Annotated in this window: 21 protein-coding genes; 17 read left to right on the top strand and 4 right to left on the bottom strand. The window is 68.2% G+C overall.

What is annotated here, in order from left to right; genetic code table 11:
• The first annotated feature begins 662 nt into the window (after positions 1–662).
• The 3 genes from ACXKZF_RS07490 (at position 663) to ACXKZF_RS07480 (ending at position 2,077) form a co-directional block, all read left to right on the top strand.
• Positions 663–1,076 carry a PPOX class F420-dependent oxidoreductase gene (locus tag ACXKZF_RS07490; RefSeq protein ID WP_243223523.1) on the top strand — a complete coding sequence of 138 codons (414 nt, stop codon included), beginning with the start codon at positions 663–665 and terminating at the stop codon, positions 1,074–1,076.
• Positions 1,077–1,260: 184 nt separating this feature from the next.
• Positions 1,261–1,644, top strand: a complete 384-nt coding sequence (locus tag ACXKZF_RS07485) for a DUF7882 family protein (RefSeq protein WP_488985866.1) — start codon at positions 1,261–1,263, stop codon at positions 1,642–1,644.
• Positions 1,645–1,684: 40 nt separating this feature from the next.
• On the top strand, positions 1,685–2,077 hold the full coding sequence (locus ACXKZF_RS07480; RefSeq protein WP_488985865.1) for a TIGR03618 family F420-dependent PPOX class oxidoreductase: 393 nt from the start codon (positions 1,685–1,687) through the stop codon (positions 2,075–2,077).
• A 27-nt stretch (positions 2,078–2,104) separates the two neighbouring features.
• On the opposite strand, the gene ACXKZF_RS07475 is transcribed toward ACXKZF_RS07480, so the two are convergent.
• Positions 2,105–3,256 carry an SLC13 family permease gene (locus tag ACXKZF_RS07475; RefSeq protein WP_488985864.1) on the bottom strand — a complete coding sequence of 384 codons (1,152 nt, stop codon included), beginning with the start codon at positions 3,254–3,256 and terminating at the stop codon, positions 2,105–2,107.
• 429 nt (positions 3,257–3,685) lie between these two features.
• Here ACXKZF_RS07475 and ACXKZF_RS07470 point away from each other — a divergent pair, with 429 nt between their 5' ends.
• The 4 genes from ACXKZF_RS07470 to ACXKZF_RS07455 all read left to right on the top strand — a co-directional run bounded on the left by ACXKZF_RS07470 (position 3,686) and on the right by ACXKZF_RS07455 (position 10,757).
• The gene (locus ACXKZF_RS07470) at positions 3,686–6,556 is read left to right on the top strand and encodes an RCC1 domain-containing protein (RefSeq protein ID WP_488985863.1); all 2,871 of its coding nucleotides are present in this window, start codon (positions 3,686–3,688) and stop codon (positions 6,554–6,556) included.
• Between the two features lie 160 nt (positions 6,557–6,716).
• Positions 6,717–8,702, top strand: a complete 1,986-nt coding sequence (thrS, locus tag ACXKZF_RS07465; RefSeq protein WP_488985862.1) for a threonine--tRNA ligase — start codon at positions 6,717–6,719, stop codon at positions 8,700–8,702.
• Between the two features lie 119 nt (positions 8,703–8,821).
• The gene (locus ACXKZF_RS07460) at positions 8,822–9,319 is read left to right on the top strand and encodes an HIT family protein (protein ID WP_488985976.1); all 498 of its coding nucleotides are present in this window, start codon (positions 8,822–8,824) and stop codon (positions 9,317–9,319) included.
• Positions 9,320–9,707: 388 nt separating this feature from the next.
• Positions 9,708–10,757, top strand: a complete 1,050-nt coding sequence (locus ACXKZF_RS07455; protein WP_488985861.1) for an RICIN domain-containing protein — start codon at positions 9,708–9,710, stop codon at positions 10,755–10,757.
• Between the two features lie 105 nt (positions 10,758–10,862).
• On the opposite strand, the gene pdxY is transcribed toward ACXKZF_RS07455, so the two are convergent.
• Both pdxY and ACXKZF_RS07445 read right to left on the bottom strand, forming a co-directional pair.
• Positions 10,863–11,717, bottom strand: a complete 855-nt coding sequence (gene pdxY, locus ACXKZF_RS07450) for a pyridoxal kinase PdxY (protein WP_488985860.1) — start codon at positions 11,715–11,717, stop codon at positions 10,863–10,865.
• Entirely contained in the window at positions 11,714–13,054 is a 1,341-nt protein-coding gene (locus ACXKZF_RS07445; protein ID WP_488985859.1) for an aminotransferase class I/II-fold pyridoxal phosphate-dependent enzyme, read from the bottom strand. The genes pdxY and ACXKZF_RS07445 overlap by 4 nt, the downstream gene beginning before the upstream one ends.
• A gap of 118 nt (positions 13,055–13,172) precedes the next feature.
• Between ACXKZF_RS07445 and pdxS the strand changes: the two genes are divergently transcribed.
• From pdxS to ACXKZF_RS07395, 10 genes are all read left to right on the top strand, one after another.
• On the top strand, positions 13,173–14,057 hold the full coding sequence (gene pdxS, locus ACXKZF_RS07440) for a pyridoxal 5'-phosphate synthase lyase subunit PdxS (RefSeq protein WP_243223530.1): 885 nt from the start codon (positions 13,173–13,175) through the stop codon (positions 14,055–14,057).
• On the top strand, positions 14,047–14,667 hold the full coding sequence (gene pdxT, locus ACXKZF_RS07435; RefSeq protein WP_488985858.1) for a pyridoxal 5'-phosphate synthase glutaminase subunit PdxT: 621 nt from the start codon (positions 14,047–14,049) through the stop codon (positions 14,665–14,667). The genes pdxS and pdxT overlap by 11 nt, the downstream gene beginning before the upstream one ends.
• Positions 14,668–14,676: 9 nt before the next feature.
• The gene (locus tag ACXKZF_RS07430; RefSeq protein ID WP_055954736.1) at positions 14,677–15,435 is read left to right on the top strand and encodes a YebC/PmpR family DNA-binding transcriptional regulator; all 759 of its coding nucleotides are present in this window, start codon (positions 14,677–14,679) and stop codon (positions 15,433–15,435) included.
• 39 nt (positions 15,436–15,474) lie between these two features.
• Complete coding sequence (gene ruvC, locus ACXKZF_RS07425) at positions 15,475–16,086, top strand: crossover junction endodeoxyribonuclease RuvC (RefSeq protein WP_488985857.1); 612 nt, start codon at positions 15,475–15,477, stop codon at positions 16,084–16,086.
• Positions 16,087–16,095: 9 nt separating this feature from the next.
• Entirely contained in the window at positions 16,096–16,716 is a 621-nt protein-coding gene (ruvA, locus tag ACXKZF_RS07420) for a Holliday junction branch migration protein RuvA (protein WP_055954743.1), read from the top strand.
• Entirely contained in the window at positions 16,709–17,755 is a 1,047-nt protein-coding gene (gene ruvB / locus ACXKZF_RS07415; RefSeq protein WP_488985856.1) for a Holliday junction branch migration DNA helicase RuvB, read from the top strand. Before ruvA ends, ruvB begins: the two co-directional genes overlap by 8 nt.
• Positions 17,756–17,835: 80 nt before the next feature.
• On the top strand, positions 17,836–18,276 hold the full coding sequence (locus ACXKZF_RS07410) for a preprotein translocase subunit YajC (protein ID WP_055954750.1): 441 nt from the start codon (positions 17,836–17,838) through the stop codon (positions 18,274–18,276).
• A gap of 48 nt (positions 18,277–18,324) precedes the next feature.
• Positions 18,325–20,034: a protein translocase subunit SecD gene (gene secD / locus ACXKZF_RS07405; RefSeq protein WP_488985855.1), complete on the top strand. Its 1,710-nt coding sequence runs from the start codon at positions 18,325–18,327 to the stop codon at positions 20,032–20,034.
• Positions 20,034–21,020 (top strand): protein translocase subunit SecF, encoded by a 987-nt coding sequence (gene secF, locus ACXKZF_RS07400; protein WP_055954756.1) that lies wholly within the window; start codon positions 20,034–20,036, stop codon positions 21,018–21,020. The genes secD and secF overlap by 1 nt, the downstream gene beginning before the upstream one ends.
• 110 nt (positions 21,021–21,130) lie before the next feature.
• The gene (locus ACXKZF_RS07395; RefSeq protein ID WP_488985854.1) at positions 21,131–23,380 is read left to right on the top strand and encodes a RelA/SpoT family protein; all 2,250 of its coding nucleotides are present in this window, start codon (positions 21,131–21,133) and stop codon (positions 23,378–23,380) included.
• Here the strand turns inward: ACXKZF_RS07395 and ACXKZF_RS07390 are convergent.
• Positions 23,367–23,906 carry a type IV toxin-antitoxin system AbiEi family antitoxin gene (locus ACXKZF_RS07390; protein WP_488985853.1) on the bottom strand — a complete coding sequence of 180 codons (540 nt, stop codon included), beginning with the start codon at positions 23,904–23,906 and terminating at the stop codon, positions 23,367–23,369. The two genes, ACXKZF_RS07395 and ACXKZF_RS07390, sit on opposite strands and share 14 nt — an antisense overlap.
• Positions 23,907–23,957 lie beyond the last annotated feature (51 nt).

Below are 23,957 nucleotides of genomic sequence, written 5' to 3'. Positions count from 1 at the left end.
GGTCCCGAGATCGGGGACGACGAACGCTCCCACGCCCCGTCGTCGCACAAGCGCAGAGGCCACTTTGCCCGCAGCTACCGGGAGCGTCACTCGATCACTGCAGAGCGTGGCCTGCGGGAGAGTGTCGCCCCCGCCGCCAGTAAGGGGGGCTGCGGAGTGCCTGGCGGCGGGGACATGTAAAAGCTATCCCATGTCCGCCAAATGGGGGACACGGAATCGCCCATCTTGACCCGCTCCTCAGAAGACGTTGAGCTTGCACATATCCGCCGCGCGCTGCATCTCGCTCAAGTGTCCACCGGCGCCGCAGGAGCATCACGTCGTCGAGGATGCGGTCCCGTCCGACACCCCGCTGACGACCGCCTAGCGGAGGAGCACTCGTACGCGAGACGACGGCGCACACGGCGGTGCTCTGGCTCCGGGCCGGAGACATGATTGTCCCCGCCGCAGCTGGAACGGGTGTGGGGTCTACCGGGCGGCGGGGACAGCTCGAAGCTAGGGCATGAGCACCCCGTCGACAGGGCGTTTCGCGGAGCCTTGCGTCTTCCTTGTGCTCGTCTTGAGGTTCATCGCACGCGGCAAGGGGCGCGACGGCGCGAGGAGGGGTCCCGCCAGGTTCGAACGCCCCCGCTTTCGGCTCGGTCGCGACCAGTAGCCTCAGCACCATGACTGTTCCCGACACCCTGTGGCGTGAGATCTCGGCATCCCCGTTCGTCTCTCTCGGCACCTACCGCCGCAATGGCGACCTGGTCGCCGTGCCCGTGTGGATCGCCCGCGACGGCGACGAGCTCGTGGTCACGAGTGAGCGCACGACGGGCAAGGTGAAGCGGCTCCGAAACGACGCGCGCGTGACCCTGCGCCCCTGCAGCCGGATGGGCGCAGTCGAGCCGGATGCCATCACCGTCGAGGCGCAGGGACGGATCGCGGGGCCGGCCACCGACGACGCGAGGGCCGATCACGCACTCCGCCGCAAGTACGGACTGCAATACCGGGCCATCCTCGGGTTCGAGTCGCTGGTCCGTCGAGTGCAGCGCAAGCCCGGCGACCGCGTCATCATCCGCATCTCCCGCTCGGCCTGAGCACCTCGGACGACGCCGGGACGAAACGCGCTATCCATAAAGCGACGAAGCCTGCAAGGGGGTTTGCGGGCGACACCGTCGCGGGAGACAGTTCCGGAAGAGACACAGCGATCACCGCCTTCGGGCTCGCGCCCTCCTCTCGCTCGGAGACGCGTAGGGCGGTGGTGGCTGCAAAGGGGGCAGCATGGGCAAGTTCATCTATGACGGCAACATCAAGGTCGACTTCGAGGACCGCCTCCTCGCCCACCTGCAGGCCGTGATCATGGCCAAAGTGCGTCGAGGTGAGAGTTTCCCCTTCACGTGGAAGGACGACATCAGCACGGGCGGCGGTCGCACGACCGTGTACATCCACCCGAATGTCTCGCTGGTGTTCAAGTACCATGGCAGCCGATCGCCGCAGATGAGTCCCGCCTGGCTGCACGCCCTCACCTACAACGCGAACTCCGGCAGAGGGCTTTACGTCATTCCGGAACCTGACGAGTTCAGCCCTCGGGAGAGTCTTCAGCGTGGAGAGATGGTCTTCCGCGAGGTACCCAACGACCACGCTCCCGCGGCCGCGCGATCCTGAAGAGGGAATGCAGCGGATCGGCTGGGCAGTTGTGTCTTGCATGACCGACTGGACCGAGGCCAAGCCGTACTTCGAGACGAATGCCGTCGCGCACCTCGCGACACTGATGCGAGACGGGTCTCCACACTCCATCCCGCTGTGGGTGGGCGTCGAGGGCGACCGGCTCGCCATCTTCACCGAAGTCGACACGCTGAAGGATCGAAACCTCCGCCGCGACCCGCGCGTCGCCATCTCGGTGACCGGCGCCGACAACCCGTACGCGATGGCCTTCGTACGCGGTGAGGCGGTCGAGCGCATCGCGGGTGATGACGCGTTGCCCTATGTCGACCGCATCTCGGCGAGCTACACGGGCGGCCCGTACGAGATGCGTGAGGGGCTGGCCGTCTGGCTCATCGAGCCGGGCAAGGCGTGGGCACGCGCGTACGAAGGCTGAGCGGGAGCGCTGCCGCTGCCGCAGGGCTCACCGCGACAGCGGGAGCACGCCCAGCAGCAGGATGAGCGGTGCGATCACGGCGCCGAGCACGACGAAGCGGCTCCACTTCACCTCGACCCCGGCGGCGACGAGCCTCTCGTGCCACAGCAGTGTCGCCAGCGACGCCCACGGCGTGACGATGGGTCCGGCGTTGACACCCACCAGCAGGGCCGCGAGGCGCGCGGGGGAGCCCGCGACCGACTCCAGCGCCAGGTACGCCGGCAGGTTGTTGATGCCGTTCGCGGCCAGCGCACCCACTCCGGCCAGTTGCCACAGCGACACGAGATCGTCGCCCGTGCCGGCGAGCACCGTTGTCACCTGGCCGTTGCCGAGCGCCTCCAGCGCGCCGACGGCGAGGAAGAGGCCGCCCGCGAACACCAACAGCGACCAGGGCACGAGATGGATGCCGAGAGCCCCCGGCGCACGCCACGCGAACGCCACCGCCAGCACGACGGCGGCGCCGAGTGCCGGCATCCACGGTTCGAGACCCACCACGAGCAGCGGCAGCAGCGCGAGGGTGACGACGCCGGCGACGCGCAGGAGCACCGGGTCGGAGACCGCGGGGGAGGCGGCATCCGGGTACGTCTTCGGAAGACGGCGCAGGAATACCAGCGTGAGCACCACGACCGACACCGCGATCGCGATGAACGCAGAGGGGCCGAGCAGCGCGAGGAACGCGACGGGGTCGTGCCCGCCACCGAGGGCTTCGGATGCCAACAGGTTGGTCAGGTTCGACACCGGCAGCACGAGGGATGCGGTGTTGGCCAGCACCACCGTGACGAACGCGAAGGGGAGGGGATCGAGCTTGCGCGCCACCGCCATCGAGATGACGACCGGCGTCAGCAGAACCGCCGTCGTGTCGAGCGAGAGGAACGCCGTCGCCACTGTCGCCAGAGCCACGACGAGCACCCACAGCCAGACCGTGCGGCCGCGTGCGACGCGCGCCAGGCGCGCGGCGACGACGTCGAAGAGTCCCGCCTTGGATGCCAGCTCCGCCACGACCGTGACGGCGACGACGAACAGCAGGATCGGCCACACCCGGTCGGCGACGGCCAATGCCTCGCTCGCGGGAAAGGCGCCGGTGAGCAGCGCGACGATCCCGAGGATCCAGAGCACGCCGCCGATGATGGCCAGAGTCACCGCTCCACTATGAGGCACACCCGGTGCGATCGAGGCCACGGCCGCCGGGCAGGCGGGAATCGACCCCTCGGCAGATGTCCCGTGCGGACGTCACTCGTCGGCGAGTGAGCCCGTCACCTCCCCGCTCGCGCGCTGCGCGGGAGGCGATCGAAGAGTGAGATGAGCATCCACGCCCCGTCAGAAGCGGCTCCGGGCGGGTGAGGACGCCGCGCGATGAGGATGAACTCGCGGCTGACGTGCTCGCGTCGAGACGGCCCTCGGCCCTGATTGCCACGCGAGATTGAGCGGAGGAGGCACCTTCACCCTCGACACTTACTCATTCCGGTGAACGACCACGTGCCTTTCAGAGCCTTATATCGGCGTCAGCGCGTCACCCTGTCGCCCGTTGCGTGCGAACGTCTTCCCCCTCTCGAGAAAGAAAAGCCGACCATGAAGAACAGTCAAGAGCTTCCCCCCGGCATCACTGCTGCAGCGAAGGCTTCCGGGGGCGCGCGTGTAGATCGCCGCACGCTCGTGGCGGGTGCCGCTTGGTCGGTACCCGCGGTGATCATGGCGTCGACAACGCCCGCTTTCGCCGCGTCCGGGGCATCGATGGCGCTGTCTTCCTCCGCCATGCAGCTACCCGCATCGGGCGGAGCGACACTGACTGCGATGTTGTCGGATGCCACGGGCCAGGCTGTCGCCGGCGCCGCGGTCTCGTTCAGCGGTCCGGCGGGCGCGTCATTCAGCCCGTCGACGGCCACGACCGACAGTGTCGGCACGGCGACCTCGCAAGTGAACCTCCAGACGCCCTGGGCACGCCCGGGGTCGATGACGACCATCACGGCTGTCTCCGGCTCCGCAACGAGGTCGCAGTCGTTCTCGGTGAGGGGTTCGAACCTCCTCGCCACGGGAACCGACTACTCGAATGCGCCCGGCCAGACGGAGCTCGCGTTCGTGTCGTCGGTTGTGCAGGTGGTGGTGGGGTCGAACTTCTCGATGGTGCTGCTGGGTGATGGGACGGTGTGGACGAAAGGTGCCAACTCGTCGGGTCAGTTGGGTGATGGCACCACCACGAACCGGTCGACGTGGGCTCAGGTGCCGGGGTTGTCGGGGGTGGGTTCGGTCGCTGCGGGGTCGGCAAGCGCGTACGCGGTGCTGACGGACGGTTCCGTGAAGGCGTGGGGAGCGAACGGCTCGGGCCAGCTGGGCATCGGCAACACGACCATGCAGAAATCGCCGACATCGGTGTCGGGCCTGCCCGCGATCTCGACGGTCTCCGGGATGGCCTCGAGCGCTGTCGCCCTGACCACCGGTGGCGCGGTGTATGCGTGGGGCGTGAACGCGAGCGGCCAGCTCGGAGACACGACGACCGCGAACCGTCTCACACCCGGCCCCGTTTCGGGTCTGTCGTCGGGAGTGACGCAGATCGTCACGGGCTCCGACACGGGCTACGCCGTCACTCAGACCGGGAGCGTGCAGGCCTGGGGCTTGAACGACTTCGGCCAGATCGGTGACGCGACGCAGGCGAACAAGACCACCCCCGTCACCGTCCCCGGTCTGTCGAACGTGATCCAAATCGCCGGCGGCTTCAAAACAGGGTACGCACTCGCCTCCAACGGCACCCTCTCCGCCTGGGGCATGAACAACTACGGCCAGATCGGCGATGGAACCACCACCGCCCGATTCTCACCCACAACCGTCCTCTCCTCTGGAGCGGGACCATCGCAGATCTCCTCCGTCGGCACGTCCGCCTACGCACTCTTCTCCGACGGCACCGTCAAGTCGTGGGGGCAGAATGGTTCGGGGCGTCTCGGTAACGGGACGAATACGGATCGGAACAGGCCCGTCGCGATGGCCGGCATCCCCATCTCAGACCACCCGATCACCAGCCTGCTCGTCTCCTCCGGCGCCGGAGGGTTCACGACATACCTCGTCGTGGACGACCCCGCAGCCGCCCGCTACACGAAGCCGTCTGCTGACAGCATCTCGGTGACCACGCCCACCATGACCGTTCAGGAGTCCGGATTCGCGACCGTCACCGTGAGCGTCACGGATTCGTCGGGTGCAGCAGTCGCCGGTCGCGCGCTTTCGATGTCCGCCTCGTCCGGATCGTCCCTATCCGCGACGTCAGGAACCACTGACTCGTCTGGACGTGTCACGACACAGGTGAGTTTGGACACACCCGGACCGACCCCCGGCTCGTCCGTCACGGTGACGGCGAGCGGTGCAAACGGGTCGAACTCCGGATCATTCGTCGTGCAGGGCAACGCGAATCTCATCGGTGTGGGCGCCGGGTACGGTTCGACCCCTCTGCGGGGCGACCGCGCGTTCGTGTCGTCGGTTGTGCAGGTGGTGGTGGGGTCGAACTTCTCGATGGTGCTGCTGGGTGATGGGACGGTGTGGACGAAAGGTGCCAACTCGTCGGGTCAGTTGGGTGATGGCACCACCACGAACCGGTCGACGTGGGCTCAGGTGCCGGGGTTGTCGGGGGTGGGTTCGGTCGCTGCGGGGTCGGCAAGCGCGTACGCGGTGCTGACGGACGGTTCCGTGAAGGCGTGGGGAGCGAACGGCTCGGGCCAGCTGGGCATCGGCAACACGACCATGCAGAAATCGCCGACATCGGTGTCGGGCCTGCCCGCGATCTCGACGGTCTCCGGGATGGCCTCGAGCGCTGTCGCCCTGACCACCGGTGGCGCGGTGTATGCGTGGGGCGTGAACGCGAGCGGCCAGCTCGGAGACACGACGACCGCGAACCGTCTCACACCCGGCCCCGTTTCGGGTCTGTCGTCGGGAGTGACGCAGATCGTCACGGGCTCCGACACGGGCTACGCCGTCACTCAGACCGGGAGCGTGCAGGCCTGGGGCTTGAACGACTTCGGCCAGATCGGTGACGCGACGCAGGCGAACAAGACCACCCCCGTCACCGTCCCCGGTCTGTCGAACGTGATCCAAATCGCCGGCGGCTTCAAAACAGGGTACGCACTCGCCTCCAACGGCACCCTCTCCGCCTGGGGCATGAACAACTACGGCCAGATCGGCGATGGAACCACCACCGCCCGATTCTCACCGGTCACGATTCTGACCTCCGGCTCCACCGTGTCGAAGATCTCCGCGATGGGCGCAGCAGCATACGCCCTGGCCTCCGACGGATCTGTGAAGTCGTGGGGATCGAACGCTCAGGGCCAGCTCGGAGACGGGACGAGTACGGATCGGAACAGGCCCGTCGCGATGGTCGGCATCCCCATCACGGACCACCCGATCACCAGCCTCCTCGTCTCCTCCGGCGCCGGAGGCAACACCACCTACCTCGTGCTCTAGCGGACCCGTCGTCCTCGGCGTCATTCCGGGTGGGGTGCGGTTCTCCGTAGGCAGGAGCGCCGTGCCCAACACGTTGTGCGCGAGCAATCAATGGGCGGTGGGGCGCGGTCGGGACCACACTGCCCGGTAGCCTGGAATCGACCCCTTCAGGAGATGCGCTGTGACTGATTTCCCCGCCGATGGCTTCGCCCTCTTCCCCGACCGTTCGGTCGTCGCGCTGCGCGTGAACGGAGAGCTGAAAGACCTGGCCACGATCGTGACCGCCGACGACGCCGTCGAGCCGGTCACGATCGACAGCACCGACGGCCTCTCGATCCTTCGCCACTCGACGGCCCACGTGCTCGCGCAGGCGGTTCAACGCGTCAAGCCGCAGACGAACCTCGGGATCGGCCCGCCGGTCACCGACGGCTTCTACTACGACTTCCAGGTCGACGAGCCCTTCACCCCCGACGACCTGAAGGTCATCAAGAAGGAGATGGAGCGCATCGTCCGCGAGAACCAGCGGTTCGTGCGTCGGGTCGTCACCGACGATGAGGCTCGCGCCGAACTCGCCGACGAGCCGTTCAAGCTCGAGCTGATCGGACTCAAGGGCGGATCGGCCGAGGCCGCCGAGGGCGCGTCCGTCGAGGTGGGCGCCGGTGAGTTGACCATCTACGACAACGTCACCCGCGACGGCGAGACCGCGTGGAAAGACCTCTGCCGAGGACCGCACGTGCCCGGCACGCGCCTGATCGGCAACGGTTGGGACCTCACGCGTATCGCCGGCGCTTACTGGCGCGGCAGTGAGAAGAACCCGCAGCTGCAGCGCATCTACGGCACCGCGTGGCCGACGAAAGATGAGCTGCGCGCATACCAGCACCGCCTGGAGGAGGCTGCGAAGCGCGACCACCGCAAGCTGGGCAAGGAGCTCGATCTCTTCTCGTTCCCCGACGAGATCGGCCCGGGTCTGTCGGTATTCCACCCCAAGGGCGGGATCATCCGCTACGAGATCGAGCGCTACATGCGCGAGCGTCTCCTCGCCAGCGGCTACGAGGTCGTGAACACCCCGCACATCACCAAGGGCGACCTGTTCATGACGAGCGGCCACCTGCAGTGGTACGCCGACGGCATGTACCCCCCGATGGTGCTCGACGAGGTCGTGGATGCCGACGGGCACGTCTCGCGCGAGGGCCAGGAGTACTACCTCAAGCCCATGAACTGCCCGTTCCACAACCTCATCTTCCGCTCGCGCGGGCGCAGCTACCGGGAGCTCCCGCTGCGCTTGAGCGAGTTCGGGTCGGTCTACCGCTACGAGAAGAGCGGCACCCTCTCCGGTCTCACGCGCGTGCGCGGCATGACCCAGGACGACACGCACATCTACGTCACCGCCGACCAGGTCAAGGGCGAGCTGACCCACAGCCTCGACTTCGTCCTGCAGACGCTGCGCGATTACGGCCTCAACGACTTCTACCTCGAGCTGTCGACGAAAGAAGAGGGCAACCCGAAGTTCATCGGCGACGACACCCTCTGGACCGAAGCGACCGAGACCCTTCGCGAGGTCGCCGAGGCCTCGGGCCTCGCGCTCGTTCCCGACCCGGGCGGGGCGGCGTTCTACGGCCCGAAGATCTCGGTGCAGGCGCGCGACGCGATCGGCCGTACCTGGCAGATGTCGACGATCCAGCTCGACTTCAACCAGCCCGAGCGCTTCGAGCTCGAGTACACCGGTCCCGATGGCGAGAAGCACCGCCCCGTCATGATCCACCGCGCCCTCTTCGGCTCGGTCGAGCGTTTCTTCGCGATCCTGCTCGAGCACTACGCCGGAGCGTTCCCGGTCTGGCTCGCGCCCGTGCAGGTCGTGGCCGTCCCAGTCGCCGCCGAGTACGGCGACTACCTCCAGGGGATCGTCGCCGACCTCAAGGCCGCCGGCGTGCGCGCCGAGGCCGATCACAGCGACGACCGGATGCAGAAGAAGATCCGCACGCACACCACGCAGAAGGTGCCGCTCATGCTGATCGCCGGTGAGCAGGACCGCTCGAACGGTACGGTCTCGTTCCGCTTCCGCGACGGCACGCAGCTCAACGGCATCCCCGTCGCCGACGCCGTCGCGCACATCACCGGCGCGATCGCCGCACGCACGCTGGTGAACACCGCCGAGGATCTGGCGTGACGAACCCCGACGCCGCTGCAACGCGGTCCGTTCCCGGGCATCACGCAGCGACGGACGGGGCGCCGGCCGACGCGTCCACGACGGATGCCGAGCTCGTCGACGCCGCGACCCTTCCGGGGGTGCCCGACGAGTTCCAGCGCCTGTGGACACCGCACCGCATGGCGTACATCTCCGCCGGGCGTGAGCCGATGGAGAAGAACTGCCCGTTCTGCGCGGCGCCGGACAAGACCGACGAGGACGGTCTGATCGTCGCTCGCGGTGCCACGGCCTACGTCCTGCTCAATCTCTTCCCCTACAACTCCGGGCATCTGCTCGTCTGCCCCTACCGGCACATCGCCACGTACGACCAGGCGACCGACGAAGAGGTGGCGGAGATCGGCGCATTGACGCAGCGCGGTATGCGGGTACTGCGCGCGGTATCGCGGTGCGACGGGTTCAACCTGGGCATGAACCAGGGCGCGATCGCCGGCGCAGGCGTCGACGCGCACCTGCACCAGCACATCGTTCCACGCTGGGCATCTGACGCCAACTTCTTCCCGATCATCGCCAAGACCAAGGCGCTGCCGCAGCTTCTGGGCGACGTGCGTCGCACCGTCGCCGAGGCCTGGGGCGCCTGAGCCGTCAGGCGAACCGGGGAGGCGTGACTCGCGGCCGGCGCTCCTCCACCTCATTCGACGAGGGAGCCGCCAAACGGCCCGCACCGCGCGCTTTCGTCGCCGCTCGAGTTTCTGACCCGCGTCCACATTCGACCTTGACAGGGTCGGATCTGATGCGACAAGGTGGCCGATAAGCGAAGTGTTAGCGTGAACATGGACGTTCCCGCTTCGTGATGATCGCGTCCCCCCGGCGATATCGTCACCCGATGAGATCGGTGACCCCTGCGTTCCTGTGGCGCGGGGTGGAGGCGCACCCGCTCGTCCGACACCGCCTCGCCCGGCCGTCCGACGAGCGTCGAAACACCCTCGGATCACCCCGCCGGTGGTCCGACGATCCGAAAGGCACACCATGTCACGGACGACGACGTCCCCGACGAAACCCCCCACGACGCGAGGCACGAAGGCGAAGGCGCTCGCCGCCGTCTTCGCATCCCTCGTCATCGGCCTCACGACGCTCGGCGTGGCCACACCCGCCGCGGCCGCCGCGCCGGTCGGTACAGGCTCCAACCAGGAGATCCGCAACCAGCAGAACACCCTCTGCATGGACGACTACGCCTTCAACACCCAGCCCGGCGCGGAGGTGCGTCAGTGGACGTGCCTCGAGGGGCAGAACCAGCTGTGGGCGGTCACCGACCTCGGCAACGGTTACGCCGAGATCAAGAACCGATACAGCAACCTCTGCCTCGACAACTTCAACTTCGCCACCGCACCCGGATCCGAGGTGCGTCAGTGGACGTGCTCGCGTAACAACGTGCAGCAGTGGCAGTTGGCCGACGTGGGCGGCGGCTGGACCGAGATCCGCAACAGGCACAACAACCTCTGCCTGCAGAGCGTCGCCTCGCCGGTCGACGGTGGCCTGCTTTCGCAGCAGACCTGCGACGGCTCGGGCGTTCAGCGCTGGCGGCTCACCGACCCGAACGTGTCGAAGATGACCTACACGCTGGCCAGGTCGTCGAACCCGTCCGCCGATGAGGTCGACGCCTACGCGCGCATCACCGACGCGATGGACCGCGCCGTCGCCCGCTACAACAAGTTCAACAACACCCAGCGCCAGCTCTGGGTCTCGTACGACCCGGGCGTGCAGACCGCGGATGCCACCATTTACGGCAACATCCGCTTCGGCGCCAACCGCGGCTTCATGCAGGAGGGCACCGCGCTGCACGAGATCGCACACACCGTCGGTGTGGGCACCGCGTGGAACTTCCAGAGCAAGGTCGACGCGCAGGACTGGCCGGCCGCGGTGCCACTGCTGCGCACGTGGGACGGCCCCGACGCGCGGATCAACGGCGGCGGAAGCCACATGTGGCCCTACGGCCTCAACTACTCGAACGAGTACTCCGAGCTGAACTTCGACCGCCACGTGCGTCTCGTGCAGGCGATGCACCACGACGGACTCTGACGCCTCGAATCCCGCACCACGGCTCCGGGGCCGACCGTTCTGCGAGCGGTCGGCCTCGGAGCCACCCCCGTGCAGGGCATCCGCGCGGAGCGCGCAGGGAGCCGGTCAGCGCACCTGCCGCACCGAGAACTGCAGTCTCGGGTGCGCGTAGGCCTCCTGCGACTCGATGAGACGCAGTTCCCGTGAGCCCGACTCGTAGGTGTTGGTCAGCAGGTCGAAGACGCTGGATGCCGTGCGCGCGAGCGCATCGGGCGCGTCGCCGCCGCTGCGACGGTAGTGCGCGGTGAACAGAGCGGCGGTGACGTCGCCCGAGCCGTTGGCCTTCATCGGAATGAGGGGGGTCTGCACGATCCAGGCGCCGCTGTCGTCGACGACCATCATCTCGATGGTGTCCGCCTCACGGTCGGGGCGCTCGACACTCGTCACCAGGATGGTCCGCGGGCCGCGGCCGCGCAGCACGTCGGCAGACCCGAGGGTCGAGTCGATGCTCCCGGGCTCGGTGCCCGTCAGGAAGCCCAGCTCGAACTGGTTCGGCGTCAGGATGTCGGCCACCGGTACGACCCGCTCGCGCAGCAGCTCGGGAATGGCGGGGGCCACGAAGCATCCCGATTTGGCGTTGCCCATGACGGGATCGCAGGCGTAGACGGCATCCGGGTTCGCCTTCTTCACCCGCGCGACGGTGTCGATGATGACGTCGGCGATGCCCTCGCCGCCCTGGTAGCCCGAGAGCACCACGTCGATCTCGGGGAACACCCCGCGGTCCTCGATGCCGGCGATGACGGCCGCCACATCGTCGGGGGAGATGAGCGGACCCCGCCACGCGCCGTAACCGGTGTGGTTGGAGAAGTTGACCGTGTACACGGGGAGAACCTCGACGCCGATGCGCTGGAGGGGGAAGACCGCGGCGGAGTTGCCGACGTGTCCGTACGCGACGGCGGACTGGATCGAGAGAACCTTCATGACTCGATCCTTCCACTTCGCACGCTCGAGCGACGCGTGCCCGCGGCGACGGCCATGTCGTCGGCGAGGGCTGCGGCCGACGAATCGTCGAGGTCGTGCACGGTGAGCCGCAGGAACGCCCCCGCATGATCGGGGGAGAGGAAGAACGGGTCTCCCTCGCGTACGAGCCAGCCCCGTCGCATGAGCTCCTCGCGCACGCTCGCCGCCGGAGCGGGCAACGGCACCCACAGGTTGAGCCCGTCGCCGGGGGCGGTGGGGAGTCCCCGTTCGGTGAGCGCCCGCGCGAACGCGGCGTTGCGGGCGGCGTAGTGCTCGGCCGCGTGCTCGATGTCGGCGCGGACGGCGTCGTCGGTCACCAGCGCGAGGGTCATTCGCTGCAGGATGTGGCTCACCCAGGTGGTGCCCGGGGTCAGACGCACAGCGAGACCGTCGGCGGTATCGGGGTCGGATGCCGTGACGGCGAGGCACGTGTCGGGCCCGAGGAACTTCGACATCGACCGGATGCGCGCCCACCTCCGCTGCGCGGGACCGATCACCGAATGCAACGGCGCCCGCGAGAGGAGCGAGAAGTGATCGTCTTCGATGACGAGCACATAGGGGTGGCCTTCGAGAACGGCGCGCAGCGCCGCCGCGCGCTCGACGCTCAAGCTCGCGCCGGTGGGATTGTGCGCGCGCGGCGTGCAGATGACGGCCCGCACCCCCGCCTCGAGCGCCGCACGGAGTCCGTCGACGGTCATACCCTCGGCATCCACCGCGACGGGGACGGCCCGGTATCCACCGGTGCGTACGGTGTGCAGGGCCGAGAGGAAGCACGGGTCTTCCAGTGCGACCGCGTCGTCACGCTGAAGGGCCTGGGCGAGCAGGCGCTCGATCGCGTCGCTCGCGCCGCTCGTGACGGTGATGCGAACGTCGTCATGCGGGAGCTGATCGGTCATCCATCGGCGCGCCCAGGCTTCCAGGCCGGGGTCGATGACCGGTTCGCCGTACAGCACCGGCCGGGTCGAGCGGGCGAGGGCCGCGGTCGGATCCGGGATGCGCGCGGGGTCGGGGTTGCCCGTGCCGACGTCGCGCAGCACGGTGTCGGGCGCGTAGCCCTCCTGGGCGACCGCGGCGCGGTCGGCGACGCGCGTGCCGCCGCGCCCGCGCGCCTCGACGAGGCCCGCCTGCGCGAGCTGCCGATAGGCGGCGACCACGGTGTTGCGATTGACCCCGAGATCCACGGCGACGGCCCGCACCGACGGCAGCGGAGTGCCGGGGGCGAGCTCGCCGCGTTCGATGCGCGTGCGCAGGTCGGCGGCGATCCCGGATGCCGAATTGCCGGTCAGATCGATGCTCATACGCCCCCTCGACTCACCGCCAGCCTATGTCCTGCGCCATGCTACGGTTTGGCCTAAGCCAATAGATCGCGCCCCGAAGCGCGGAACCTCGCGCCGACAGGCGCGGAACGGAGTGGACATGACCGACACCGGAACACCCCGCGTCAAGCGCGGCCTCGCCGAGATGCTCAAGGGCGGCGTGATCATGGACGTCGTCACCGCCGAGCAGGCCCGCATCGCCGAAGACGCCGGCGCCGTCGCCGTCATGGCGCTCGAGCGCGTTCCCGCCGACATCCGGGCCCAGGGAGGCGTCGCGCGCATGAGCGACCCCGACCTCATCGACGACATCATCGCGACCGTATCGATCCCGGTCATGGCGAAAGCCCGCATCGGCCACTTCGTCGAGGCGCAGATCCTGCAGGAGCTGGGTGTCGACTACATCGACGAATCCGAGGTGCTCTCGCCCGCCGACTACGTCAACCACATCGACAAGTACGGCTTCACCGTGCCGTTCGTGTGCGGGGCGACGAACCTCGGCGAGGCGCTCCGCCGCATCACCGAGGGCGCGGCGATGATCCGCTCCAAGGGCGAGGCCGGCACGGGCGACGTGTCGGAGGCGACCAAGCACATCCGCACCATCCGCGGAGAGATCAACGCCCTGCGCGCCAAGACGAAGGACGAGCTCTACGTCGCCGCGAAGGAGCTGCAGGCGCCCTACGACCTCGTCGCCGAGATCGCCGAGACCGGAAAGCTCCCCGTCGTGCTGTTCACCGCCGGGGGAGTGGCGACCCCGGCCGACGCCGCCATGATGATGCAGCTCGGCGCCGACGGCGTGTTCGTGGGCTCGGGCATCTTCAAGTCGGGCAATCCCGCCCAGCGCGCCGCCGCGATCGTGAAGGCCACCACCTTCCACGACGACCCGAAGATCGTGGCCGAGGCGTCGCGTGGACTCGGCGAGGCGATGGTCGGCATCAACGTCGCCGACCTCCCCGCACCGCACCGCCTGGCCGAGCGTGGCTGGTAGAAGCCCGCGCGTCGGAGTCCTCGCCCTCCAGGGCGACGTGCGCGAGCACGTGTCGGTGTTGACCGCCCTCGGCGCCGACGCACGACCCGTGCGTCGGCCCGAGGAACTCGCTGCCGTGGAGGGCCTCGTGCTCCCCGGCGGCGAGTCGAGTGTCATCGACAAGCTCGCGCGGGCCTTCGGGCTCTTCGAACCGATCCGCGCGGCGATCGCCGCCGGCCTGCCGATGTACGGCACGTGCGCGGGCCTGATTCTGCTGGCCGACCGCATCGACGGAGCCATCGCCGGACAACGGACGTTCGGCGGCATCGACGCGCGCGTCGCGCGGAACGTCTTCGGCGGGCAGACCGCCTCGTTCGAGACCGACCTCGATGTGCCGGCGCTGGGTGAGCCGCCCGTGCACGCCGTCTTCATCCGTGCCCCCGCGGTGGTGGAATGGGGCCCGGATGCCGTGCCTCTGGCATCCCTTCCCGATGGGCGCGTCGTCGCGATCGAGCAGGGCGCGCTGCTCGGCACGGCCTTCCACCCCGAATCGACCGGGGAGACGCGCTTCCACGAGCGGTTCCTCTCGCACGTCGATGCCAGACGCGGGACGAGCGCCCCTGCGCTCTAGAATGGAAAGATGTCCGGACACTCCAAATGGGCCACGACCAAGCACAAGAAGGCGGTCATCGACTCCCGTCGCGCCAAGTCGTGGGCCAAGCTCATCAAGAACATCGAGGTCGCGGCGAAGCTCGGTGGGGCCGACCTCCAGGGCAACCCGACGCTGTTCGACGCTGTCCTCAAAGCCAAGAAGACATCGGTCCCCAAAGACAACATCGACCGCGCCATCAAGCGCGGTGCCGGCATCGGCGGCGAAGCCGTCGAGTACGCCTCGATCATGTACGAGGGCTACGGCCCCAACGGTGTGGCGTTCCTCATCGAGTGTCTGACCGACAACAAGAATCGCGCCGCGGCCGAGGTGCGCACTGCTCTCAGCCGTAACGGCGGCACGCTCGCCGATCCGGGCAGCGTCGCCTACAACTTCAGCCGCAAAGGCGTCATCGTCGTCCCCTCCGAGGGCACCAGCGAAGACGACGTCATGCTCGCGGTGCTCGAGGCCGGCGCCGAAGAGGTCGAGCCCCATGGCGAGGGATTCGGCGTCATCACCGATGCCACCGACCTCGTCTCGGTACGCAGCGCCCTGCAGGAAGCCGGGATCGAGTACGACTCAGCCGACGTCGAGTTCGTCCCCTCGCTCAAGGTGGAGGTCGACGCCGACACCGCCCGCAAGGTGTTCCGACTCATCGACGCACTCGAAGACAGCGACGACGTCCAGAACGTCTACACGAACTTCGATCTCACCTCCGAGGTGCAGGCGGAGCTCGAGAACGACGAGTAAGGGCGCGCCCTCGATCGCCACACGGCCCCTGCGCTTAGCGTGGGGGCCGTGTCCCGTTTTCTCCGCGTGCTCGGCATCGACCCCGGCCTCACCCGCTGCGGCGTCGGGGTCGTCGACGTCTCGCCGAACCGCACCGCCTCGCTGGTGCACGTGGGTGTCGTCCGCTCCCTGACGACCGACCCCATCGAGAAACGGCTCGCCGCGATCGCCGCCGGCATCCGCCTCGTGCTGGCCGAGCACGATCCGGGGGTGGTCGCCGTCGAACGCGTCTTCGCGCAGAACAACCGCCACTCGGTGATGGGAACGGCCCAGGCAAGCGGCATCGCGCTGTTGCTGGCCGCGGAGCACGGCATTCCGGCCGCGACCCACACCCCGAGCGAGGTGAAGGCCGCGATCACCGGTTACGGCTCCGCCGACAAGCTCCAGGTGCAGACGATGGTCGCGCGCGTGCTGCGCCTCGACGTCCTTCCCCAGCCCGCGGATGCCGCCGACGCCCTGGCGATCGCGTTGTGCCACGCCTGGCGCGGAGGAGCGGCCTCGGCCCCGGAGGACACATCGTTGACGCCCGCTCAGCGTGCATGGCGTGATGCGGAGAAGCGTCGTTCTCCGCAGCCCCGTGTCGCTCGAACGAATGTACGAACGGGCGCGTAGGCTAGCGGCATGATCTCTTCGCTGCACGGGACGGCGGCCCATGTCGCCGACGACTCGCTCGTGGTCGTGGTGGGCGGTGTCGGCTTCTCGGTCGCCGTCACCGCGCAGTTGGCACGCGCGGTCCACGTCGGAGCAGACGTGCACTTGCACACGAACCTCATCGTGCGCGAAGACGCACTGTCGCTATTCGGTTTCGAGAGCCGCGAAGAACTGACCGTCTTCACGCAGCTCATCAGTGTGACCGGTGTCGGGCCCAAGTCCGCCCTGGGCGTGCTGTCATCGCTCACGGTGCCGCAGATCGCCCAGGCCGTCGCCGACGACGACGACGCGCCCTTCCGTCGCGTGTCGGGTATCGGCCCCAAGACCGCGAAACTCATCGTCGTGCAGCTCGCGGGCAAACTCGCCGTCGTTCCGACGACCGCTCCCGCCGCCGTCAGCGCGCACGGGCAGGTTCCCCTGCAGGTCACGCAGGCGCTGATCGGGCTCGGGTGGAGTGAACGCACCGCCGCCGAGGCCGTGGCATCCGTCGCCGAGAACGCCTCCGACGGCGACCGTGCGTCGGTGCAGAGCCTGCTGCGTCTGACGCTCGCGCTGCTCGGCCCCGCGCGCAAGGAGACCGTGGGTGGCTGACGTCCGCGACGCCGGCACGCCGGACGACGAGACCGAGCTCGCGATCGAGGGGGCTCTGCGCCCCGTCTCGCTCGCCGAGTTCGTCGGCCAGCACAAGGTGCGCGCGCAGCTGCAGCTGTTGCTCGACGCCGCTCGCATCCAGCAGCGCTCGCCCGACCACATCCTGATGTCGGGCCCGCCCGGACTGGGCAAGACGACGCTCGCGATGATCGTCGCCCACGAGAGCGGTCGGCCGCTGCGGCTCTCGAGCGGCCCGGCCATCCAGCATGCGGGCGATCTGGCCGCGCTGCTGTCGTCGCTCACGCCGGGCGAGGTGCTCTTCATCGACGAGATCCACCGGATGGCGCGCTCGGCGGAAGAGATGCTCTACCTCGCGATGGAGGACTTCCGCATCGACATCATGGTGGGTAAGGGTGCGGGCGCGACGAGCATCCCCCTCGACCTCTCTCCGTTCACCCTCGTAGGCGCCACCACCCGCGCAGGACTCCTCCCCAACCCCCTCCGCGACCGCTTCGGTTTCACCGCTCACCTGGAGTACTACGAGCCCGAAGAGCTCGAGCTCGTGGTTTCCCGCTCGGCATCCATGCTCGACGTGGGGCTCCCGGGCACGGCGCGGTCGGAGATCGCCCGCCGCTCGCGCGGCACGCCCCGTATCGCCAACCGTCTGCTGCGCCGCGTACGCGATTACCTCGTCGTGCACGGCCCCTCGGTCGGTGCCGACGACGGCCACGCAGACCTTCGCACGGTGGGCGCCGCACTCGATCTCTACGACGTCGACGCCATCGGCCTCGACCGGCTGGACCGCGCCGTGCTCGACGCCCTCGTGCGTCGATTCCGCGGGGGTCCGGTGGGGCTGAGCACGCTGGCCGTCGCCGTCGGCGAGGAGCCCGAGACGATCGAGTCCGTCGTCGAGCCCTACCTCGTGCGCATCGGATTCATGGGGCGGACGCCCCGTGGCCGTGTCGCGACGCCCGAGGCGTACGACCACCTCGGCGCTCCCCACCCCGACGGCCTGCTCCGGTTCAGCCAGGGCGTATGACCTATACTCGGCGAGGGATTCCCCGACCCCCGCTAGGCAGTGCCGCACGGCGCGCCTGATTTGAAAGGTGCACCGCCTCCATGGATAGTCTCCTCCTTCCCCTCCTGCTGGCCGGCTTGCTCGTGTTCATGTTCGTGAGCTCCCGCCGCCGCATGAAGAAGCAGAAGGCCGAGCAGGAGAAGAAGGCCCGCGACACCGTTCCCGGCGCCGAGGTGCTGCTGCAGGGTGGTCTGTACGGCACCATCGTCGAATACGACGGCGAAGACCTCGACAAGCCCGCGCTGGTCGAGATCGCCCCCGGCATCGTCATCAAGGTGCACAGCCAGGCCGTGCTCCGCATCGTCGACCCGATCGAGGGAGCCGTCACCGAAGACGAGTTCATCGAGGCCGAAGAATCCGAGGCCGAGTACATCGCCGGGGTCGCCGACGGCGACACCACCTCCATCAGCGACGACAAGCGCGCCGCGCGCCAGAACACCGTCGACGTCGACCGCGATGACAAGGACCGCCCCGCGGTCTGATCCCCTTCCCTTTCCCTTTCGTTCACCGCCGCACAGAAAGCCGATTCCGTGGCGCCCTCGACTCCCGTCCGTCACGCCTGGCGCGTATTGACCGGACTGCTCGCCATCACCGGCGTGCTGTTCGGCATCAACGCCCTGGGTGTGTACACCTTCAATGCCAGTTCCTGGACCCCCGACCTCGCCCTCGACCTCCAGGGCGGCACGCAGATCATCCTGCAGGCCCAGACCACCGACGGCGCAGCGCCCGACAGTGAGCAGCTGCAGCAGGCCGTCACGATCATCCGCCAGCGCGTCGACGCGTCCGGTGTCGGTGAGACCGACGTCGCGACCGAGGGCGGTCGCAACATCGTGGTGCAGATTCCCGGCCAAGCCGATGAGGCGACGCGTGAGCGCATCCAGAGCTCTGCTCAGCTGCAGCTTCGTCCGGTGCTGTTCACGGGCTCGCAGGCGACCTCGTTCGTCGGCGAGGACGGCAACTCCACGCCGTACCCGACGCCCGACCCCGCCCTGCCTGCGACGCCGACCGCATCGCCCACCAACGGGAGCGACCCGGCCTACATCACGCCGGCCCTGCAGGCGGAGTTCCTCGCGTACGACTGCGCCAACCCTCCGTCGAACCCCTCCGAGGCCCCGGCCGATCAACCCATGATCACGTGCGGTATCGACGACGGCGGCAAGTACATCCTCGGCCCCGTCGAGCTCAACGGCACCGACATCAGCGACGCAACCAATGGCCAGGAGCAGAACACCGGCCGCTGGGCCGTGAACCTCGTCTTCAACGATCAGGGCACGCAGACGTTCGGCGAGATCAGCCAGCGCCTCGTCGCGCTGCAGCCGCCGCTGAACCAGTTCGCCTTCGTCCTCGACGGCTCGGTGCTGTCGGCGCCCGTCATGCAGGGGACCATCCTCGACGGCCGTCCGAGCATCACCGGCAGCTTCACGCAGGAGTCGTCCAAGGCTCTCGCCGACCAGCTGAAGTACGGTGCCCTGCCCTTGAGCTTCACCGTCGTCAGCTCCGACACCGTCTCGGCCACCCTCGGATCGCAGCAGCTGCAGGTCGGCTTCATCGCCGGCCTCATCGGACTGGGCCTGGTCGCGATCTACTCGTTGATCGTCTACCGCGCGCTCGGCACGGTGATCATCGCCTCGCTCGGCGTGATGGCCGTTCTGACGTACGTGGCGCTGTGCATCCTGGCCTGGCGTGCCGGGTTCCGCCTGTCGCTCGCCGGCGTCGCGGGCCTGATCGTCACGATCGGCTTCACCGCCGACTCGTTCATCGTCTACTTCGAACGCATCCGAGACGAGTTGCGAGACGGCAAGTCGATCACGGCCGCGGTCGAAGACGGCTGGGCTCGCGCGAAGCGCACGATCTACATCTCGAAGTCGATCAACATCCTCGCCGCCGTCGTGCTGTACATCCTCGCGGATGCCACGGTGAAGGGCTTCGCGTTCACGCTGGGCCTGACGACCGCGATCGACATCCTGATCTTCATCCTCTTCACCCACCCGGTCATGCAGCTACTGGCCCGCACTCGGTTCTTCGGCTCGGGCCACCCGCTCTCGGGCATGGACCCCCACGCGCTGGGAGCCGTCTACCGCGGGCGCGCAGAGTTCCGCGCCCCCGTCGCCGACGCCTCGCGCGCGAAGCGCTCACGCGGCGAGGCCCAGCGCCGTCAAACCATCGCGGAACGCAAGCAGGCCGAACTCGCCGCCGCCGGCCGCGGCGATAGCCGCTCCACGAAGGAGGGAGACAACTGATGCGCTCCATGACGCAACTCGGTAACGACCTCTACTCGGGCAAGACCTCTTTCCCGTTCGTGCAGCGTCGCCGCCTGTGGTTCATCATCGCCGCGGTGCTCGTCATCGGCGCGGCTCTCGTGCCGTTGTTCCGCCCGGTGCAGTTCTCCATCGAGTTCACCGGCGGTGCGCAGTTCACGGTGTCGAACCCGGCATCCCTCGACCAGTCCCTCGCCACCGAGGCCGTCGCGTCGGTGCTCCCGGGCGCCACCACGCGCGTGTCGACGATCAACGACCAGGCCGTTCGCGTACAGACCGACCAGCTCGACAACGACGAGGCGCAGGCGGTGTCGGCCGCGCTCGCCACCGCCTACGACGTGCCCTCGTCGGAGATCACGAACTCGTTCATCGGCCCGACCTGGGGCAACGACGTCACCCGCCAGTCGTTGTGGGGTCTTTCCATCTTCCTCGCGCTGACGTTCCTGATCCTGGCGATCTACTTCCGCACGTGGAAGATGTCGGTCGCGGCGATCATCGGCCTCGTCGACGTGCTCGTCATCACCATCGGCGTGTACGCCGTCTTCGGGTTCGAGATCTCACCGGCCGCCGTCATCGGCTTCCTCACGATCCTGTCGTACGCCCTGTACGACACCACCGTCGTCTTCGATAAAGTGCGTGAGAACACGCGGGAAGACGGCGAGATATCCGGTCGCACGTTCGCGGAGTCGGTCAACCTCGCCGCCAACCAGACGCTCATCCGCTCGATCAACACGACCGTTGTCGCGATCCTGCCGGTCGGCGCGATCCTCTTCATCGGTGTGCCCCTCGGCGCCCGCACGCTGAGCGACATCTCGCTGTCGATCTTCGTCGGCACCATCGTTGCGGCGTACTCGACGCTGTTCGTCGCCGTGCCGATGTACGCCCTCCTGCGCGAGAAAGAGAAGCCGGTCGCCCAGCGCGACGCGCGCGTGCGAGCCGCCCGCGAGAAGGCAGGGGTTCCGGCCTGAGGGCGGACCCGCATCGCAACGCCCGTCCTGAGGTGAGGCCCCGACGACATGTCGGGGCCTCACCCGTCGGGGCGTAGACTTGAACGAACGGCCGTAGGGGAGAGGTGGCGATGACCGAGACCGCGTCCTCAGCGCCACCGCCGTCCTCTCTGCGTCGCCTCGTTCCGCGCATCTTCTCCCGTGCCGCACGCCGCGACGACGTCGACAAGCTGCTGCGTACTGTACGCACCCATCACCCCAAGGGTGATCTCGCGATCATCGAGCGCGCGTACGCCGTCGCCGACAAGGCGCACGACGGTCAGAAGCGCCAGAGTGGTGAGCCGTACATCACCCACCCGCTCGCGGTGGCGCAAATCCTCGCCGAGCTCGGCCTCGGCCCCAAGGCGATCGCCGCCGCCCTGCTGCACGACACCGTCGAAGACACCGGCTACCCGCTCGACGAACTGGCCGCCGACTTCGGCGACGAAGTGGCGATGCTGGTCGACGGGGTCACCAAGCTCGACAAGGTCAAGTACGGCGACAGTGCACAGGCCGAGACCGTCCGCAAGATGATCGTGGCGATGTCGAAAGACATCCGCGTCCTGTTGATCAAGCTCGCCGACCGCCTGCACAACGCGCGTACCTGGGGCTTCGTGCCGCCGCACAAAGCGGCGAAGAAGGCCACCGAGACGCTCGAGATCTACGCGCCGCTCGCGCACCGCCTCGGCATCCAGGCGATCAAGAGCGAACTCGAAGACCTCTCGTTCGCCGTGATGCACCCCAAGCTCTACGCCGAGATCGAGAGTCTCGTCAAGCAACGCACCCCGCAGCGCGAGCAGTACGTGCAGAACGTCATCGACGCCGTCGACGCGGATCTGCGCGAGTTGCGCGTGCGCGGCCGCGTGATGGGCCGGCCGAAGCAGCTCTACTCCGTGTACCAGAAGATGGTCGTGCGAGGGCGTGAGTTCGACGACATCTACGACCTCATCGGCATCCGCATCCTGGTGGGCACCGTGCGCGACTGCTACGCCGTGCTCGGTGCGATCCACGCGCGATGGACGCCGCTGCCCGGGCGCTTCAAGGACTACATCGCGACCCCGAAGTTCAACCTCTACCAGTCGCTCCACACGACGGTGATCGGTCCGGGCGGGCGTACGGTGGAGATCCAGATCCGCACGCACGAGATGCACCAGCAGGCCGAATTCGGCGTCGCCGCGCACTGGAAGTACAAAGAGCGCATGGCCGGCACGAAGTCGGATGCCAAAGCCGTCGACGCCGACATGGCGTGGATCGCCCACATCTCCGACTGGCAGGCCGAGACCGCCGATCCGGGGGAGTTCCTCGACTCGCTGCGGTTCGAGATCGGCGCGAAAGAGGTCTACGTCTTCACCCCCAAGGGCCGCGTCGTCGGTCTTCCCACGGGGGCGACGCCCGTCGACTTCGCCTACGCGGTACACACCGAGATCGGCCACCGCACCATGGGGGCGAAGGTCAACGGGCGTCTCGTGCCGTTGGAGTCCACGCTGCAGAGCGGCGACGTGGTCGAGGTCTTCACCTCGAAGAACCCCGACGCCGGCCCCAGCCAGGACTGGCTCGGCTTCGTCAAGAGCACGCGCGCGCGCAACAAGATCCGCGGGTGGTTCACGAAGGAGCGCCGCGAAGAGGCGATCGAGCAGGGCAAGGACTCCATCGCCCGAGCGATGCGCCGGCAGAACCTTCCGTTGCAGCGCCTGATGAGCCAGGACTCCTTCACCGAGGTCGCACGACTCTTCCACTATGAAGACGTCTCCGCGCTGTACGCCGCGGTCGGCGAAGGACACGTCTCGACGCAATCGGTGATCGAGAAGGTCACGGCCCTCGTCAGCGTCGAAGAGACCAACACCGGCCCCATCGACATCCCCGTCGGACGCAGCCGGGCTCCGCGCGGCGGCGACTCCGGCGTGCTCGTGCGCGGCGCCCCCGACATCCTGGTGAAGCTCGCGAAGTGCTGTACACCGGTCCCCGGCGACGAGATCGTCGGATTCGTGACCCGCGGAAGCGGTGTCTCGGTGCACCGTGGCGACTGCACGAACGTCAAATCGCTGAAGGAAGAACCCGACCGTCTGATCGACGTCGAGTGGGCGCCGACCACCAAGAGCGTGTTCCTCGTGCAGATCCAGGTCGAAGCGCTCGATCGATCGGGGCTGCTCAGCGACGTGACGCGGGTACTCAGCGAGCACCACGTCAACATCTTGTCGGCGACCGTGTCGACCACGAACGACCGGCTGGCCCTCAGCAAGTTCGTCTTCGAGATGGGTGACACCGTGCACTTGGATCGAGTGTTGAACGCCGTCAGACGCATCGACGCCGTCTACGACGTCTACCGCGTCACCTCGTCGTAGGCCCCGTCAGCAGGGCCGTCGCGCGTCGTCCATGAGGGAACCGCGGATGCCGTGCGAGCCACTCCTCAGCCGAACGGCGAACGAGTGGATCGGTGTTCGCCCAGGTGCGCGCGAGATCCCGGTCAACAGTGTCGTCGGAACGAGCGAGGTCGACGAGCGTCCGCTCGGGTGAGCTCACGTTCACACCCGCGATCGCGCACACGTCTACGGGATCGAGACGCACATCGTGGAAGATCGTGCGGGCGTCGGAACGCGCCCGCGCACGGGTCGCACCCGCTCTCTGGACGTGATGCGGCGTCGGCTCCTCCGACACCGCCCCGTGGATCCACGCCGCGCTGCCGCGCACGGCCGCCCACCGCTCGCCCAGCAGGGGGAGCAGGCTCCGCGCACGCATCCACGGCGTCTCGGCGGCGTCGGCGGGCATGAACCCCTCGCCGAGCGGCACGAGCAGACCATCGAGGCACGCGGCGGTCAGTTCGGCGAGCGAGAGACGCTCGTCGGCGAAGAACAGGAAGGGCGACACCATCCCGCCAGTGTGGCGGGGCGATGTCGCCCAGGACGCCGGAGCGTCGGACCT

This window comes from Microbacterium sp. ABR10, assembly GCF_057812175.1.
The sequence above is the reverse complement of the archived record's forward strand: the minus strand, read 5'-3'. Positions and strand labels throughout refer to the sequence as shown.